At 68.3% G+C, this 15793-nt stretch carries 13 protein-coding genes; 8 read left to right on the top strand and 5 right to left on the bottom strand.

All coding sequences use genetic code 11. The features are described from left to right. Positions 1-48: 48 nt before the first annotated feature. The 5 genes from AB4120_RS10875 (at position 49) to AB4120_RS10855 (ending at position 6205) form a co-directional block, all read left to right on the top strand. Positions 49-552 carry a formate dehydrogenase subunit gamma gene (locus tag AB4120_RS10875; RefSeq protein ID WP_149136601.1) on the top strand — a complete coding sequence of 168 codons (504 nt, stop codon included), beginning with the start codon at positions 49-51 and terminating at the stop codon, positions 550-552. Continuing rightward, positions 549-2105, top strand: a complete 1557-nt coding sequence (locus AB4120_RS10870) for a formate dehydrogenase beta subunit (protein WP_149136600.1) — start codon at positions 549-551, stop codon at positions 2103-2105. The genes AB4120_RS10875 and AB4120_RS10870 overlap by 4 nt, the downstream gene beginning before the upstream one ends. A gap of 93 nt (positions 2106-2198) precedes the next feature. After that, a complete protein-coding gene (gene fdhF, locus AB4120_RS10865) occupies positions 2199-5075 on the top strand; it encodes a formate dehydrogenase subunit alpha (protein WP_149136599.1) in 2877 nt (958 codons plus the stop codon). A gap of 4 nt (positions 5076-5079) precedes the next feature. Continuing rightward, a complete protein-coding gene (gene fdhD, locus AB4120_RS10860; RefSeq protein WP_441642226.1) occupies positions 5080-5949 on the top strand; it encodes a formate dehydrogenase accessory sulfurtransferase FdhD in 870 nt (289 codons plus the stop codon). Between the two features lie 7 nt (positions 5950-5956). Next, entirely contained in the window at positions 5957-6205 is a 249-nt protein-coding gene (locus tag AB4120_RS10855; RefSeq protein WP_149136597.1) for a formate dehydrogenase subunit delta, read from the top strand. Between the two features lies 1 nt (position 6206). Here the strand turns inward: AB4120_RS10855 and AB4120_RS10850 are convergent, their stop codons facing one another. The 3 genes from AB4120_RS10850 to AB4120_RS10840 all read right to left on the bottom strand — a co-directional run bounded on the left by AB4120_RS10850 (position 6207) and on the right by AB4120_RS10840 (position 9095). Next, positions 6207-6677, bottom strand: coding sequence for an MgtC/SapB family protein (locus AB4120_RS10850; RefSeq protein ID WP_149136596.1), 471 nt, complete (start codon positions 6675-6677; stop codon positions 6207-6209). A 102-nt stretch (positions 6678-6779) separates the two neighbouring features. After that, a complete protein-coding gene (locus tag AB4120_RS10845; protein WP_149136595.1) occupies positions 6780-7475 on the bottom strand; it encodes a transglycosylase domain-containing protein in 696 nt (231 codons plus the stop codon). A 108-nt stretch (positions 7476-7583) separates the two neighbouring features. Beyond that, on the bottom strand, positions 7584-9095 hold the full coding sequence (locus tag AB4120_RS10840; protein ID WP_149136594.1) for a DASS family sodium-coupled anion symporter: 1512 nt from the start codon (positions 9093-9095) through the stop codon (positions 7584-7586). A gap of 294 nt (positions 9096-9389) precedes the next feature. On the opposite strand from AB4120_RS10840, the gene AB4120_RS10835 reads away from it, so the two are divergent. Next, positions 9390-10148: a tyrosine-protein phosphatase gene (locus AB4120_RS10835; RefSeq protein WP_316248478.1), complete on the top strand. Its 759-nt coding sequence runs from the start codon at positions 9390-9392 to the stop codon at positions 10146-10148. A gap of 18 nt (positions 10149-10166) precedes the next feature. On the opposite strand, the gene AB4120_RS10830 is transcribed toward AB4120_RS10835, so the two are convergent. Together AB4120_RS10830 and AB4120_RS10825 are read right to left on the bottom strand one after the other, a co-directional pair. Continuing rightward, positions 10167-11390 (bottom strand): acetate/propionate family kinase, encoded by a 1224-nt coding sequence (locus AB4120_RS10830; RefSeq protein WP_441642225.1) that lies wholly within the window; start codon positions 11388-11390, stop codon positions 10167-10169. A gap of 40 nt (positions 11391-11430) precedes the next feature. After that, positions 11431-12399 carry a phosphate acetyltransferase gene (locus AB4120_RS10825; protein WP_149136591.1) on the bottom strand — a complete coding sequence of 323 codons (969 nt, stop codon included), beginning with the start codon at positions 12397-12399 and terminating at the stop codon, positions 11431-11433. A 275-nt stretch (positions 12400-12674) separates the two neighbouring features. Here AB4120_RS10825 and AB4120_RS10820 point away from each other — a divergent pair, with 275 nt between their 5' ends. Further along, positions 12675-14963, top strand: a complete 2289-nt coding sequence (locus tag AB4120_RS10820; RefSeq protein WP_441642224.1) for a DUF3141 domain-containing protein — start codon at positions 12675-12677, stop codon at positions 14961-14963. Between the two features lie 13 nt (positions 14964-14976). Next, entirely contained in the window at positions 14977-15756 is a 780-nt protein-coding gene (fabI, locus tag AB4120_RS10815) for an enoyl-ACP reductase FabI (protein ID WP_149136589.1), read from the top strand. The last annotated feature ends 37 nt before the right edge of the window (positions 15757-15793 follow it).

Below are 15793 nucleotides of genomic sequence, written 5' to 3'. Positions count from 1 at the left end.
GCCTATATGGGCTCCGGGGCCAGAACGATGACAAGCACGGAGACAACCATGCCGGACATCCCCAATCCCATTACCCGCATCGTCGATGCCCGGCGCGACATGCCGGGCGCGCTGCTGCCCATCCTGCACGAGATTCAGGACAGCCACGGCTTCATTCCCGCCGATGCGGTGCCGGTCATCGCCAAGGCGTTGAATCTCTCGCGCGCCGAGGTGCACGGCGTGATCACGTTCTACCACCATTTCCGCGAGCAGCCGGCGGGCCAGCACGTGGTGCAGGTCTGCCGCGCCGAGGCGTGCCAGTCCGTGGGCGCCGACGCGCTGGCCGCGCACGCCAGCCGGGCGCTGGGTTGCGGCTTCCACGAGACCACGGCCGATGGCCGCTTCACGCTGGAGCCGGTCTACTGCCTGGGCCAGTGCGCATGCGGCCCGGCGGTGATGATCGGCGAACAGCTCCACGCGCGCGTGGATGCGAAGCGCTTCGACGCGCTGGTGGCCGCGCTGCCTGCATCCACCGAAACCACCGAAACCACCGAGGCGGAGGTCCAGGCATGAGCACGACGATCTTCGTCCCGCGCGACTCCACCGCGCTGGCCCTCGGCGCCGACGATGTGGCGCGCGCCATCGAACAGGAAGCCGCCAGCCGTGGCGCAGACGTGCGCATCGTGCGCAATGGCTCGCGCGGCCTGTTCTGGCTCGAGCCGCTGGTCGAGGTGCAGACCGCCGCAGGCCGCGTGGCCTACGGCCCGGTGGCCGCCAGCGATGTGCCCGGGTTGTTCGAGGCCGGCTTCCTGACCGGCGGCGCCCACGCGCTGGCCCAGGGCCTGACCGACGAGATCCCGTTCCTGAAGAAGCAGGAGCGGCTGACCTTCGCGCGGGTGGGCATCACCGATCCGCTCTCGCTCGACGACTACATCGCCCACGAGGGCTACGCGGGGCTGACCCGCGCGCTGGCCATGGCGCCGGCCCAGATCGTCCAGGAAGTCACTGACTCGGGCCTGCGTGGCCGGGGCGGCGCGGCGTTTCCCACTGGCATCAAGTGGAAGACCGTGCTGGGCGCGGCATCCGACATCAAGTACATCGTCTGCAATGCCGACGAGGGCGACTCCGGCACCTTCTCCGACCGCATGGTCATGGAGGACGACCCGTTCATGCTGATCGAGGGCATGACGATTGCCGGCCTCGCCGTGGGCGCCGAGCACGGCTATATCTACACGCGCTCCGAATACCCGCACGCGATTGCCGTGACCGAGGCGGCCATCGCCCTGGCCACGCAGGCCGGCTGGCTGGGCGACGACATTCGCGGCAGCGGCCGGCGCTTCCACCTGGAAGTGCGCAAGGGCGCCGGCGCCTATGTCTGCGGCGAGGAAACGGCGCTGCTGGAGAGCCTGGAAGGCAAGCGCGGCGTGGTGCGCGCCAAGCCGCCGCTGCCGGCCATCGAAGGGCTGTTCGGCAAGCCGACCGTCATCAACAACGTGATTTCGCTGGCGACGGTGCCGGTGATCCTGGCGCGCGGCGCCACCTACTACCGCGACTTCGGCATGGGCCGCTCGCGCGGCACGCTGCCGTTCCAGCTGGCCGGCAACGTCCTGCAGGGCGGGCTGGTGGAGAAGGCGTTCGGCATCACGCTGCGCGAACTGCTGGTGGACTACGGCGGCGGCACGCGCAGCGGCCGGGCCATCCGCGCGGTGCAGGTTGGCGGGCCGCTGGGCGCCTACCTGCCCGAGTCGCGCTTCGACACGCCGATGGACTACGAGGCCTTCGCGGCCTTCGGCGCGGTGGTCGGCCACGGTGGCATCGTCGTGTTCGACGAGACCGTGGACATGGCCAAAATGGCGCGCTACGCCATGGAGTTCTGCGCGATCGAGTCCTGCGGCAAGTGCACGCCGTGCCGCATCGGCTCCACGCGCGGCGTGGAGGTCATCGACCGGATCATTGCCGGCGAGCAGCCGGTGAAGCAGGTGGCGCTGGTGCGCGACCTCTGCGACACCATGCTCAACGGCTCGCTCTGCGCGATGGGCGGCATGACGCCGTACCCGGTGCTGTCCGCGCTGAACGAGTTTCCGGAGGATTTCGGCCTCGCGCCGAAGCCCGCCAAGGCCGCCTGAGCCCGATCACCGAGCCGGATCACCGAGCCAGATCAAAGAACGACGCGCCCCTCAGGGGCGCGCAGCCCTACGAAGTTTGACGGGAGACATCCCTTGAACGCACGCGACGATTTCGATTTTGGAACCCCGGCCAGCCTGTCCGAGACGCAGGTGACGCTGGAGATTGACGGTGTGGCCGTCACGGTGCCAGCCGGCACCTCGGTCATGCGGGCGGCGGCCGAGGCCGGCGTGGGCGTGCCCAAGCTGTGCGCCACCGATTCGCTGAAGTCCTTCGGATCGTGCCGGCTCTGCCTGGTGGAGATCGAGGGGCGGCGCGGCTATCCGGCCTCGTGCACCACGCCGGTGGAGGCGGGCATGAAGGTCCGCACCCAGAGCGACAAGCTCGGCGACCTGCGGCGCGGCGTGATGGAACTCTATATTTCCGACCATCCGCTCGACTGCCTGACCTGCCCGACCAATGGCAACTGCGAGCTGCAGGACATGGCCGGCGTGGTCGGCCTGCGCGAGGTGCGCTACAACGACGGCGCCAGCGCGGTGCCGGTGGCCACGCACACGGCGCTGGCCAAGGACGAGTCGAACCCGTACTTCACCTACGATGCCTCCAAGTGCATCGTCTGCAACCGCTGCGTGCGCGCCTGCGAGGAGACCCAGGGCACCTTCGCGCTGACCATCAGCGGGCGCGGCTTCGAGTCCCGCGTGGCGGCCGGCACGAGCCAGTCGTTCATGGAGTCGGACTGCGTGTCCTGCGGCGCCTGCGTGCAGGCCTGCCCGACCGCCACGCTGACCGAGACCTCGGTCATCAAGCTGGGGCAGGCATCGCACAGCACCGTGACTACCTGCGCCTACTGCGGCGTGGGCTGCTCGTTCAAGGCCGAGATGAAGGGCAACGAGGTGGTGCGCATGGTGCCGTACAAGGACGGCCAGGCCAACGAGGGCCACGCCTGCGTGAAGGGCCGCTTCGCCTGGGGTTACGCCACGCACAAGGACCGCATCCGCAAGCCGATGATCCGCGCGAAGATCACCGACCCGTGGCGCGAGGTGTCGTGGGAGGAAGCCATCGGCTACGCGGCCGCGCAGTTCAAGCGCATCCAGGCCGAGCACGGCAAGGATTCGATCGGCGGCATCGTCTCGTCGCGCTGCACGAACGAGGAAGGCTATCTGGTGCAGAAGCTGGTGCGCGCGGCCTTCGGCAATAACAATGTCGATACCTGCGCCCGGGTTTGCCACTCGCCCACCGGCTATGGCCTGAAGACCACGCTGGGCGAGTCCGCCGGCACGCAGACCTTCCGCTCGGTGGCCAAGGCCGATGTGATCATGGTCATTGGCGCCAATCCGACCGACGGCCACCCGGTGTTTGCCTCGCGCATGAAGAAGCGCCTGCGCGCCGGCGCCAGGCTGATCGTGGCCGATCCGCGCCGCATCGACCTGGTCGATTCGCCGCACATCCGCGCCGACTATCACCTGCAACTGCGCCCCGGCACCAACGTGGCGCTGGTGACATCGATGGCGCACGTGATCGTCACCGAAGGGCTGCTGGCCGAGGCGTTCATCGCCGAGCGCTGCGAGGACCGCGCGTTCCAGCAGTGGCGCGACTTCGTGGCGCTGCCCGAGAACTCGCCCGAGGCCATGGAAGCCGTGACCGGCGTGCCGGCCGACCAGCTGCGCGGCGCCGCCCGGCTCTATGCCACCGGCGGCAACGCGGCGATCTACTACGGGCTCGGCGTGACCGAGCACGCGCAGGGTTCGACCACCGTGATGGGCATCGCCAACCTCGCCATGGCCACCGGCAACATCGGCCGCGAAGGTGTGGGCGTGAACCCGCTGCGCGGGCAGAACAACGTGCAGGGCTCGTGCGATATCGGCTCCTTCCCGCACGAACTGCCGGGCTACCGCCATGTGTCCGATTCGACGGTGCGCGGCGCCTTCGAGGCCGCCTGGAACGTCGAGATCAACCCGGAGCCGGGCCTGCGCATCCCGAACATGTTCGAGGCGGCGCTGGCCGGCTCGTTCAAGGGGCTGTACTGCCAGGGCGAGGACATCGTGCAGTCTGACCCGAACACGCAGCATGTGGCCGAGGCGCTGTCGTCGATGGAATGCATCGTCGTGCAGGACATCTTCCTGAACGAGACCGCCAAGTACGCCCACGTGTTCCTGCCGGGTTCGTCGTTCCTGGAGAAGGACGGCACGTTCACCAACGCGGAGCGCCGCATCTCGCGCGTGCGCAAGGTCATGCCCCCGAAGGGCGGCTATGCCGACTGGGAGGCCACCATCCTGCTGGCCAACGCGCTCGGCTACCCGATGCACTACAACCATCCGTCCGAGATCATGGACGAGATTGCGCGGCTGACGCCGACCTTCTCGGGCGTGAGCTACCAGAAGCTCGATGCGCTCGGCAGCATCCAGTGGCCGTGCAATGCCGACGCGCCGAGCGGCACGCCGACCATGCACGTCGATGCCTTCGTACGCGGCAAGGGCAAGTTCATCATCACCAAGTACGTGGCGACCGACGAAAAGGTCAATCGCAAGTACCCGCTGATCCTGACCACGGGGCGCATCCTGTCGCAGTACAACGTGGGCGCCCAGACGCGGCGTACCCACAACGTGCACTGGCACGACGAGGACCGGCTGGAGATCCATCCGCACGATGCCGAGGAGCGTGGCATCAAGGACGGCGACTGGGTGGGCGTGCAGAGCCGGGCGGGCGAGACGGTGCTGCGCGCCATCGTCAGCGAGCGGATGCAGCCGGGCGTGGTCTACACCACGTTCCACTTCCCCGAGTCCGGCGCCAACGTGATCACCACGGACAACTCGGACTGGGCCACCAACTGCCCCGAGTACAAGGTGACGGCGGTGCAGGTGATGCCGGTGGCGCAGCCGTCGTCCTGGCAGCGCGAGTACCAGGCCTTCAACCGCGAGCAGTTGGCGCACCTGCGCGCGGCCACCGAGCCGGTGCAGGCGTCGGCGGAGTAGGGCGATGAAGCGCTGCATGCTGCCGCACGAGACCTTGCCTGATGAGGCCGGGGAGGCCGGGGAGATCCCAGCGACCCAGCAGTCGATGGCGGTGACGCGCTGGCGCGGTGGAGAGGCGACGGCGGCGACGGCGGAGATCGACCATATCGCCGAGGAAGTGCCGGTGGCGCTGGAGTACAACGGCGTCTCGCACGCGGTGATGCTGGCCACGCCGGCCGATCTGGAGGACTTCGCGCTGGGCTTCAGCCTGAGCGAGGGCATCGTGGCGGCGCCGAGAGATGTCTATGGCATCGACGTGGTCACGCGCCCGAACGGCGTGGCCGTGGAGATCGAGATCGCCAGCGAGGCGTTCGTGGCCCTGAAGGCGCGGCGCCGCGCGCTGGCCGGCCGTACCGGCTGCGGACTGTGCGGCACCGAATCGCTCGACGAGGTCATGCGGGCGCCGCACGTGGTGCAGAGCGAGGCATCGTTCGACCCCGCCGTGCTGCACGCCGCCTTCGCCCAGTTGCAGCGCCGCCAGGCCCTGCTGCGCGACACCGGCGCCACGCACGCGGCGGGCTGGCTGCGCGCCGATGGCGAGGTATCGCTGGTGCGCGAGGATGTGGGCCGGCACAACGCGCTCGACAAGCTGGCGGGCGCGCTGGCCCGTTCGAACGAGGACATCGGGCGCGGCGCGGTCATCGTGACCAGCCGCGCGAGCTATGAAATGGTGCTGAAGACGGCCGCCATCGGGGCCGGCGTGCTGGCGGCGGTGTCCGGCCCCACGGCACTGGCGGTGCGCCTGGCCGGCACGGCCGGCGTCACGCTGGCGGGATTCGTGCGCGCGGGCGGCCTGGTCGCCTATGCGCATCCACATCGACTACGGATGGCTTAGACCTGTCATGCACATCGACAACCTGATCAAGATGGCCAACCAGATCGGCAGCTTCTTCGAGGCCATGCCAGACCGAGACGAGGCACTGGCCGATATCGCCAGCCACCTGAAGCGCTTCTGGGAGCCGCGCATGCGGCGCGCGCTGCTGGCGCACGTGGACGCGACGAAGGGCGGGGAGGGGCTCGACCCCATCGTGCAGGCGGCTGTGGCGAAGCATCGTGACAAGCTGGAGATCACGCTGCGGGCTACCGCGTGACCTACTTCTTGAGCCGATACAGCACCTGAAGAATCACCAGGCCGAACAGCGTGCCGACAACAGCCGTGCTCTCGCGGCCGAGCCCGCAAGCCACGCCGATGGCGGCCACGGTCCAGATGCTGGCCGCCGTGGTCAGGCCCTGGATGTTTTCTTCGCTGTTGAGCTTGATGATGGCGCCCGCGCCCAGGAAGCCGATGCCGGAAGCCACACCCTGAAGCACGCGGCTCATGTCCGCGACCGGCATGCCGGCCATGAGCGGCACGAGCACGAACAGCGCCGATCCCAGCGCCACGAGCATGTGCGTGCGCAAGCCGGCGGCCTTGCCGGCCGCTTCCCGCTCGAACCCGATCAGCCCGCCCAGCACGATGGCGAGCGTGAGCCGCGTGAGAACGCGGGTCAGTTCCGCGACATCGGGGATATCGGCAAATTCCGAACGCAGCGTGCTGTAGACCTCTCCCCAGACTCCATCCATGGCGGGCTCTCCGTGGTCGTGATGCGGGGAGGCTAGCATGCAGGGCGCGGCGCGCGCAGTCGGGCGCCGGCTGACAGGGGAAGTGCCGAGGTCAGCCCAAATTCAGCGCAGGCGCAGCGGCTCGAGCAGCGCGGCGTCGTACTGGGCGCGCGAGATGCGGCCCAATTCCATCATCCGCAGCAGGATATAGGTCTGCCGCTGGCGCGCCCGGCGCGGGTTGACCACGGGATTGTTGGCCGATGGTGCCTTGGGCAGGCCGGCCAGCATCGCGCATTCGGCCAGCGTGAGCTGCGCCACGGGCTTGCCGAAGTAGGTCTGGGCGGCCTCGTCGAAGCCATAGGCGCCCTGGCCCAGGTAGATCTTGTTCAGATAGATCTCAAGGATCTCGTCCTTGGTCAGCGCGCGCTCGATCCGGTAGGCCATCAGGACTTCGTAGAGCTTGCGCGTGTAGGTCTTCTGGCGCGACAGGAAGAAGTTGCGCGCCACCTGCATGGTGATGGTGGATGCGCCCTGCGAGAGGTCGTCCGAGAGATTGGCGATGCCGGCCCGCATCACGCCAACATAGTCCACGCCGTCATGGAGATAGAAGCGGTCATCCTCGATGGCCACCACTGCCTCACGCAGCGCGGGTGGGAACTGGCGCAGTTCAACGTAGTCCGGCGTCTTGCGGAACGCGGTCAGGGAGTCGAGGGATGGCAGCTGGCGGTCGGCAACCAGCACCGCGAAGGCGATGAGCAACGCACCGCCGAGCACGGCGAGCAGGATGAGTTTGACGAAGGCGGACCAGAGGCGTTGCATGGCGCGTATTTTGCCATGGGTCCGACGACGATTCGGAAATCGCCGACTGCCAGCCTGAATTCGAGCACGGGTTTCGTGATGGGGGCGTCTTGTTGTCCGGGGCGGCGGTCAGACCCAGCCGAGCCAGCGCCAGTACGTGGCCGCGAACACCAGCATCAGCCCATAGCCGATGATGGTCAGTGGAATGCCCACGCGCGCGAACTGCCGGCCGTTGAAGGTGTCCGTGCCGAGGCAGACCATGTTCTGCGGCGCGTTGATCGGCAGGATGAAACCGAAGCTGACCGTGAAGCCGAGCAGCATGGTCATGCCGACCTTGTTGATGTCGCCGGGCAGGGTCTGGAGTACCGAGATCAGGATGGGCAGCAGTGCGGCGGTCAGCGCCGTGGCACTGGCGAACCCCAGGTGGATCAGGATCAGGAACGCGGACAGTACCGCGAAGACCATCAGCACGCCATGGTCGGCGAGGCCGGAATGCGTGACCACGAACTTGCCGAGCCACTGGCCGGCCTGCGTGGTCAGCAGCGCGGTGCCAAGGCTGATACCGACGCCGAACACGATCAGCGTGCCCCATGGGGTGCGTTGCTGCATGGTCTTCCAGTCCATCACGCCAAAGCGCGGCAGCATCAGGATCACCAGGCCGATGAAGGTGATCGTTGCCGTGTCGAAGCTGTGCAGCTTGCCCTCGGTCGCCCAGAACACCAGCAGGCCGATGGCGACGGCGGCGAGGCGCTTCTGCGGCCCGGTCATGGGCCCGAGCGCGGCCAGTTCGCGCTGCACGGCTTCCTTGCCGCCGGCAATCGCATTGGTTTCGGGCGGCAGCAGCCAGCGCACGAGGAAGTAGAGCACTACCGACATGACGAGCGCCCACGGCGCGCCGGCGATCAGCCATTGCAGCCAGGTCACGCGCTCGCCGAGCAGCTTGTCCATGAAGCCTGCCGTCAGCAGGTTCTGCGCGGCGGCGGTCTGGATGCCGACGTTCCACACGCTGGTGGCCATGGCCACCATGATCATGATGCCGGCGGCGGTGTTGGACTTCTTGTCCACGCCGAACGCGGCAATCACGCCCATCATGATCGGCACCGTACAAGCACTGCGTGCGGTGGCGCTGGGCACGACCAGGCTCAGGATGATCGTGACGGCGATGGTGCCGATGAGGATGCGGCGCGTGCTGGTGCCGATGGCAGAGAGCGTGACCAGCGCGATGCGCCGGTCGAGCCCCGTCACCGTCATCGCAGCCGAGATAAACAGCGCCGCCGCCACCAGCGCGAGCGCCGTGTTCGAGAATCCGGCCAGCGCCATGCCCAGCGCGCGCGAGGTGCCATAGTTGACCGTGGGATCGGCCACCGTCGGCGCGAAGCCGATCAGGCCCGCCATCAGCGAGGTGATCATGATCGCGCTGGTTTCGTAGGTCACCGCCTCGGTAATCCACACGACCACGGCGAAGGCGAGGATGGCGAGCATGCGCTGCCCGGCAACGGGAAGCCCTTCGGGCGTGGGAATCAGGAGTACCGTGACGAGTACGGCGAGGGCGAGGTACAAGCCCCAGTGGAGGGCCACCTTGGGGGTGACCGGCGCTGGAATGGCGGCGGCGGGAGCAGCAGGGATATGCGAGTCAGGCATCTTGACTTCCTAAGTGGATGAGCCTGTCGACGCGGTCGTCACGCAGGGTCGCCGCGGTCGACCCGTTCATTATGAGAAGCGTGCCTGCCCATGCCAAGGCACGGCGTCAGCGCGACTTGTCCAGGATCAACTCTCTGCAAGGTCAGGGACCGGTGACGACGCACGGCGCGTCACGGTGGCACAACGGATTGCGGACATTGGGCGATACCCGATGGCGCCGCGCGGCCTCGATCTGAAATAATTGAGGGCAATGCCGAGATCTTTTCGACCCACTCTTAACCGGACACCGACATCGTGACTCACGCAACACACATCCGTCCGTGCCTGCCGCTGGAGACGATCAGCAACGCACGTGACCTCGGTGGCCTCGTCGGCGCGCTTGGGCGCCGCGTACGCCACGGCAAGCTGTTCCGCAGTGGCAACCCGGCGCTGGCCAGCGTGGCAGACCTGGATCGCCTGCATGCGCTGGGGCTCGACATGGTCATCGACTTTCGTTCCGCAGGCGAGAAATCCCCGCAGGAGGCCGCCTTCGGTGAGCGCTTCCGCTGGGTTCCGGTGCCCGTGCTGGAGGGCAGCATGGCGATGGACGTGCTGATGCCGCGCCTGCGTGACAGCACGCCGGCCCAGGTCCACGCCTTCATGGTCGATGTCTACCGCGATTTCCCGGTGCGCTACCGCGACGCGTTCGCCGGCTTCCTGCGCAACGCGGAGGCGGGCGGCACGCTGTACTACCACTGCACGGCCGGCAAGGACCGCACCGGCTTTGCGTCGCTGCTGCTGCTGTCCGCGCTCGGCGTGGCGCGGGACGACATCGTTGCCAATTACCTTGAGTCGAATCACTGGAACCGCCGCTTCAACGAGGCGATCCTCGCGCGCACCGAGGCGCTGGGCGTGCCGCCCGACGTCATCATGCCGCTGCTCGACGTGCGGCCGGAATACCTGGAGGCGTCGATCGCCGCTATCGAGCAGGCCCACGGCGGCCTGGAGGCCTATCTGGCCGATGGGCTTGGCGTGGATATCGACCGCCTGCGCGGCCACTATCTGGAAGCCTGAGCGCCGCCGCTCCCACCGCTATAGCCCGCCGCGCTCGCGCAGGATGCGCGCGGTGGACAGCGCGATCATGCCTTCCTCGTCGGTCGGCAGGACCAGCACGGGCACGCGGCTGTCGTCGCGGCTCACGCGCTGGGTGTTGGCGGCATTGGCCTGCGCGTCCAGCCGGATGCCGAACAGCCCGTCAAGGTAGGCGCAGATGCGCGTGCGCACCTCGGGGGAGTTCGCCCCGATGCCCGCCGTGAACACCAGCGCATCGATCCCGCCCAGCGTGACGGCCAGCTTGCCGATCTCCTGCGCGGCGCGGTAGGCGTAGAAGTTCACCGCCAGCACGGCGCGCGGGTCGTTGCTGGCCAGCAGGACGCGCATGTCGCTGCTGATGCCGGAAATCCCCTTGAGGCCCGACTGCCCGTACAGCATGGCCTGGATCGCGTCGGCTTCCATGCCTTGCGCGGCGAGCCACAGCACCGCGCCCGGATCGATGTTGCCGCAGCGTGTGCCCATCGGCATGCCATCCAGCGCGGTCAGCCCCATCGTCGATTCCACGCTCCGGCCTTCGCGCATCGCGCAGAGGCTGGCGCCGTTGCCGAGATGCGCCACGATGACGCGGCCCGCCGCGAGATCCGGCGCCACCTGCCGCAGCCGGCGCGCGATATACGCATACGACAACCCGTGAAAGCCGTAACGGCGGATGCCGCGCTCGTAGTACTCGTACGGTAGGGCCATCAATTGCGCGAGCGGGTCGTGGCCGGCGTGGAAGGCGGTGTCGAAGCATGCCACCTGCAACAGTTCCGGCACGGCAGCGCGCACCGCGCGGATCGCCGTCAGGTTGTGCGGCTGGTGCAGCGGGGCGAGCGGCACGAGGGCTTCGAGCCGCTCGATCACGGTGTCGTCGATCGCCACCGCGTCGGCGAAGTCCGCGCCGCCATGCACCACGCGATGGCCCACCGCCACCGGCGGCGTATCGCGCAGGCCCACGCTCAGCGTCAGCCGAATCAGGCGGAAGGCGGCGTCATGGTCGGCCACCTGCTCCACGGGGAACTGCTCGTCGGCCACGACACGGCCATCGGCCATGCGTGCCATCAGGCGTGGCGCCACGCCGATGCCCTCGATCTGCCCGTGCGCGGCCAGTTCGGGCTGGATATCGACGTTGTGGTGCGCCGACTCGGGCACCACGTAGATGGAAACCTTCACGCTCGACGACCCGGCGTTGACGACGAGGATCACGGGATGGACGGTACTCAAGATGATTCTCCTGGCGACAGTGTCGGCGCTGGCATCGCGCTCAGGCGGGCACGGCGGCGGCGGTGCGGCGCGCGTGCGCAAGCAGCACGGCGATGGCACAGCTGCCGATGCGCGCGCGCACGCTGTCGGCGCGGCTCGTCAGGATGATCGGCACGCGCGCGCCCAGCACGATGCCCGCGGCCTCGGCGCCGGCCAGGAAGGTGAGCTGCTTGGCCAGCATGTTGCCGGCCTCGAGGTCGGGCACCAGCAGGATGTCGGGGTCGCCAGCCACCTCGGAGTGAATGCCCTTGGTGTCCGCCGCCGCCTTGCTGATGGCGTTGTCGAAGGCCAGCGGGCCGTCGAGGATGCCGCCTTCGATCTGTCCGCGCCGGCTCATCATGCAGAGCGCCGCCGCGTCGATGGTCGACGGGATCTTGTCGGTCACGGTTTCCACGGCGGAGAGGATCGCCACCTTGGGCGTCTCGATGCCGAGCACGCGTACCAGGTCGATGGCGTTGCGCACGATGTCGGCCTTCTCGTTCAGCGTGGGGAAGATGTTGACCGCCGCGTCGGTGATGAACAGCGGCTTGTGATAGGCGGGCACGTCCATCGCAAACACGTGCGAGAGGCGCCGGCCCGTGCGCAGGCCGGTGGTGGAGCTGGCCACCGCATGCATCAGTTCATCGCTGTGCAGGCTGCCTTTCATCAGCAATTCGGCCTCGCCCGCGCGCACTGCTTCCACGGCACGCGCGGCGGCGGCGTGGCTGTGCGGGACGTCGATGATCCGGATGCCTTCCAGCGACAGGCCGTGTTCCGCGGCCACATGGCGGATGCGGGCTTCGGGGCCGATCAGCAACGGCACGATCAGGCCGAGCCGCGCGGCCTCGAGCGCGCCATCGAGCGAACTGTAGTCGCACGGATGGGCCACGGCGGTGGGAATGGGGGGCAGGCCCGCGCAGCGCGCGAGCAACTGGGCGTATTTGTCGCCGGTGGGGGGCAACGCGGACGGGTCCAACGTAGGTGTGAGCATGGGCAGCGTTCCCTGGAACCAATATTCTGGAGTCGGGCATGCATCCCCCGGGGGCCAAGGATGCTGCATTGCGCAAACGGTATCAGCGAGTATAGGCCGGACGACGATGACACGCCAGCGTCATATCCGGCGCGGAAATTGCACGAATCTGCGACGTCGGTTGTCTTCGCCCCCCGAGGCTGGTAGATTTTTACTTGCTGCATCGCAGCAGGCGCCTAGTACGCCGCTGCGACCCGTCTGACCATCTCTACACCTTCCCAAAGGGGAGAATCGGAATGAATGCACGCCAACCTGCCGGGAGCGGTCTTGCTCCCGCGCAAGATGCTCCCGCATCGCCTTCGCCGTTTCCTGATCTCTCGGCAATCTCCGCTTACACTGCCCATCCCCTGGCCCAGGCCGCCTGGGAGTATGGCGTCGACGCCTGGCAGCGCAGCATCCTGTTCCTCGACATCCTGCGCCGGCGCGGCAACGAGACGGCCGAGCATGAGCGCGGCGGCATGCCGCCCGTGCTGGTGTTCGAGCATGAAGTGCTGATGGACGGGCGCGACATGCCCAAGCCCGTCAACTACGCGCTGCTGCGCATCGTGCCGCCGGACGCGAATCCGACCGATCCCGACAAGCGCCCCTTCGTGGTGATGGACCCGCGCGCGGGCCACGGCCCCGGCATCGGCGGCTTCAAGGAGGACAGCGAGATCGGCAACGCCATCCGTGGCGGCCATCCGTGCTACTTCATCACTTTCTTCCGCGATCCCTGCCCGGGGCAGACCATCGAGGACGTGGCGCGACTCGAGGCCAGCTTCCTGAGCGCGGTGGCCGAGCGCCATCCGAACGCGCCGGGCAAGCCGTTCGTGGTCGGCAACTGCCAGGCCGGCTGGGCGCTGCTGATCCTGGCCGCCGCCGCACCCGACGTGACCGGCCCGATCCTGCTGGCCGGCGCGCCGGTGGCGTACTGGTCCGGCGTGCGCGGCAAGAATCCGATGCGCTACAGCGGCGGCCTGCTCGGCGGCTCATGGCTCTCCTCGCTGGCCGCCGACATGGGCAACGGCCGCTTCGACGGCGCTTGGCTGGTGCAGAACTTCGAGAAGCTCAACCCGGCCAACGCACTCTGGGAAAAGCTCTACAACGTCTACGCCAAGGCCGACACGGAAGGCCCGCGCTTCCTCGAGTTCGAGCGCTGGTGGGGCGGCCACTTCCTGATGAACCGCGAGGAGATCGACTGGATCGTCCAGAACCTGTTCGTCGGCAACCACCTCACCGCCGGCGAGATCCACAGCACCGACGGCCAGACCCTGATCGACCTGCGCAACGTGCGCTCGCCGGTGATCGTGTTCGCGTCCTGGGGCGACAACATCACGCCGCCCCAGCAGGCGCTGAACTGGATTCCCGATCTCTACGCGAACGTGGACGAGATCGTGGCCAACCAGCAGACCATCGTCTTTTGCCTGCATCCGTCGATTGGCCACCTCGGCATCTTCGTCTCGGCCAGCGTGGCCAACCGCGAGCACACCGAGCTGTTCTGCGCGCTCGACCTGATCGACGTGCTGCCGCCCGGGCTTTATGAAGCGAAGATCGAGGACGTGGCGCCCGGTACCTCGCACCGCGACCTGATCCAGGGCCGCTACCTGGTCCGCTTCGAGCGCCGCACCATCGACGATATCCTCGCCCTCGACGATGGCCGCGAGGACGAGCGCCCGTTCGAAGTGGTGCGCCGCGTGGCAGAGATCAACCAGCATCTGTACGACACCTACGCGTCGCCGTTCGTCCGCGCCGCCGCCACCGAGGTCACCGCCGAGGCGATCCGCGAGACCCATCCCGCGCGCATGGAGCGCAAGCTCGCCAGCGATACCAATCCGCTGATGGCCTGGGTGGGTGCGCTGGCGCCGATGGTGCGCGAGCACCGCCAGCCGGTCTCGGCCGACAACCCGTTCCTGGCGATGCAGACGGCGATGTCGGACCAGATCGTCTCGATGCTGAATCAGTACCGCGACGTGCGCGACGCCTGGCAGGAGCAGTGGTTTGAATCGCTCTACGCCTCGCCGTGGCTGCCGGCGATGCTCGGCATGGAGTCCTCGGTGCGGCGCGCGGAGTCACCGGCCATCCTGGCGTTGCGCGCGGAGGTGGCCGAGCTGCGCAAGCGCGAGGCGCTGGCGCACATGGGTGAAGGCACCTCGCTGGACGCCTTCACGCGCATCCTGGCCTACGTGACGCAAGGCAAGTCCGCCATCGAGGAGCGGCCGTTCAACCTGCTGCGCAAGCTCGCACGCGAGCATCCGCCGGAGAAGCGTGTCACGTTGGCGCAGTTCAAGGACGCGGTCTGGCGCCAGAACTACGTGGTGAGCCTCGATCCAGCCGCGGCGCTCCAGGCGCTGCCGGCGCTGGTGCCGGACATGAAGGAGCGCCGCCGCGTGATGGTGCTCGCGCATCGCGTGCTGACCGTGGGCGGGCCGCTCGATGACGACTGGCTGGCGCGCTACCGCGAGGTGGCGGCGGTGCTCGGCGCGGACCACAGCGGCCCGGCCACGCACGACGCCGAGGCCGGTGCAGCCGCCGATTCCGCCACCTGAGGAGGGCCGCGCCATGGTACAGGTACCCAATCCGCCGCTGGCCGGCGCCCGCGTGCTGGTGGTGGGCGTGGCCAATGAAGACTCGATCGCCTGGGGCTGCGCGCGCGCATTCCGCGAGCTGGGCGCCGAGATCGCCATGACCTATCTCAACGACAAGGCGCATCCGCACGTGGCGCCGCTGGCGGCGCAGGTCAACGCGCCGATCCTGATGCCGCTGAACGTGGAGGACGACGCGCAGATGGCCGCGCTGTTCGCCCGCATCACCGAGCAATGGGGCCGGCTCGACGCCATGGTGCATTCGGTGGCCTTCGCGCCGAAGGCCGACCTCCAGGGCGGGCTGCTCAACTCGTCGGCCGAGGGCTTCGCGCGGGCGATGGACGTGTCGTGCCACTCCTTCATCCGCATGGCCCGCCGCGCGGTGCCGTTGATGACCGCAGGCGGCACGATGTTCGCGATGAGCTACGACGGCGCCAACCGCGTGGTGCCGAACTACAACCTGATGGGCCCGGTGAAGGCCGCGCTCGAGGCCAGTTGCCGTTACCTCGCGCACGAACTGGGGCCGCAGGGCATCCGCGTGCACGCGATCTCGCCGGGGCCGCTGAAGACGCGTGCGGCGTCGGGGCTCAAGGACTTCGACCTGCTGCTCGCGGAGGCCGCCGGCCGCGCACCGCTCGGCGAGCTGGTCGACATCATGGACGTCGGCTTCGCCACGGCCTTCCTGGCCACGCCGTACGCGCGCCGGCTGTCCGGCAACACGGTCTACGTGGACGGTGGCGTGCACATCATGGCGTAGCGCCGGCGGCGCAAGACTTATCGGCAACCAGGAGAGG

Source organism: Cupriavidus sp. 2KB_3, from assembly GCF_052115685.1.
Lineage (GTDB): Bacteria > Pseudomonadota > Gammaproteobacteria > Burkholderiales > Burkholderiaceae > Cupriavidus > Cupriavidus campinensis.
This window is presented reverse-complemented; position numbering and strand designations above follow the sequence as displayed.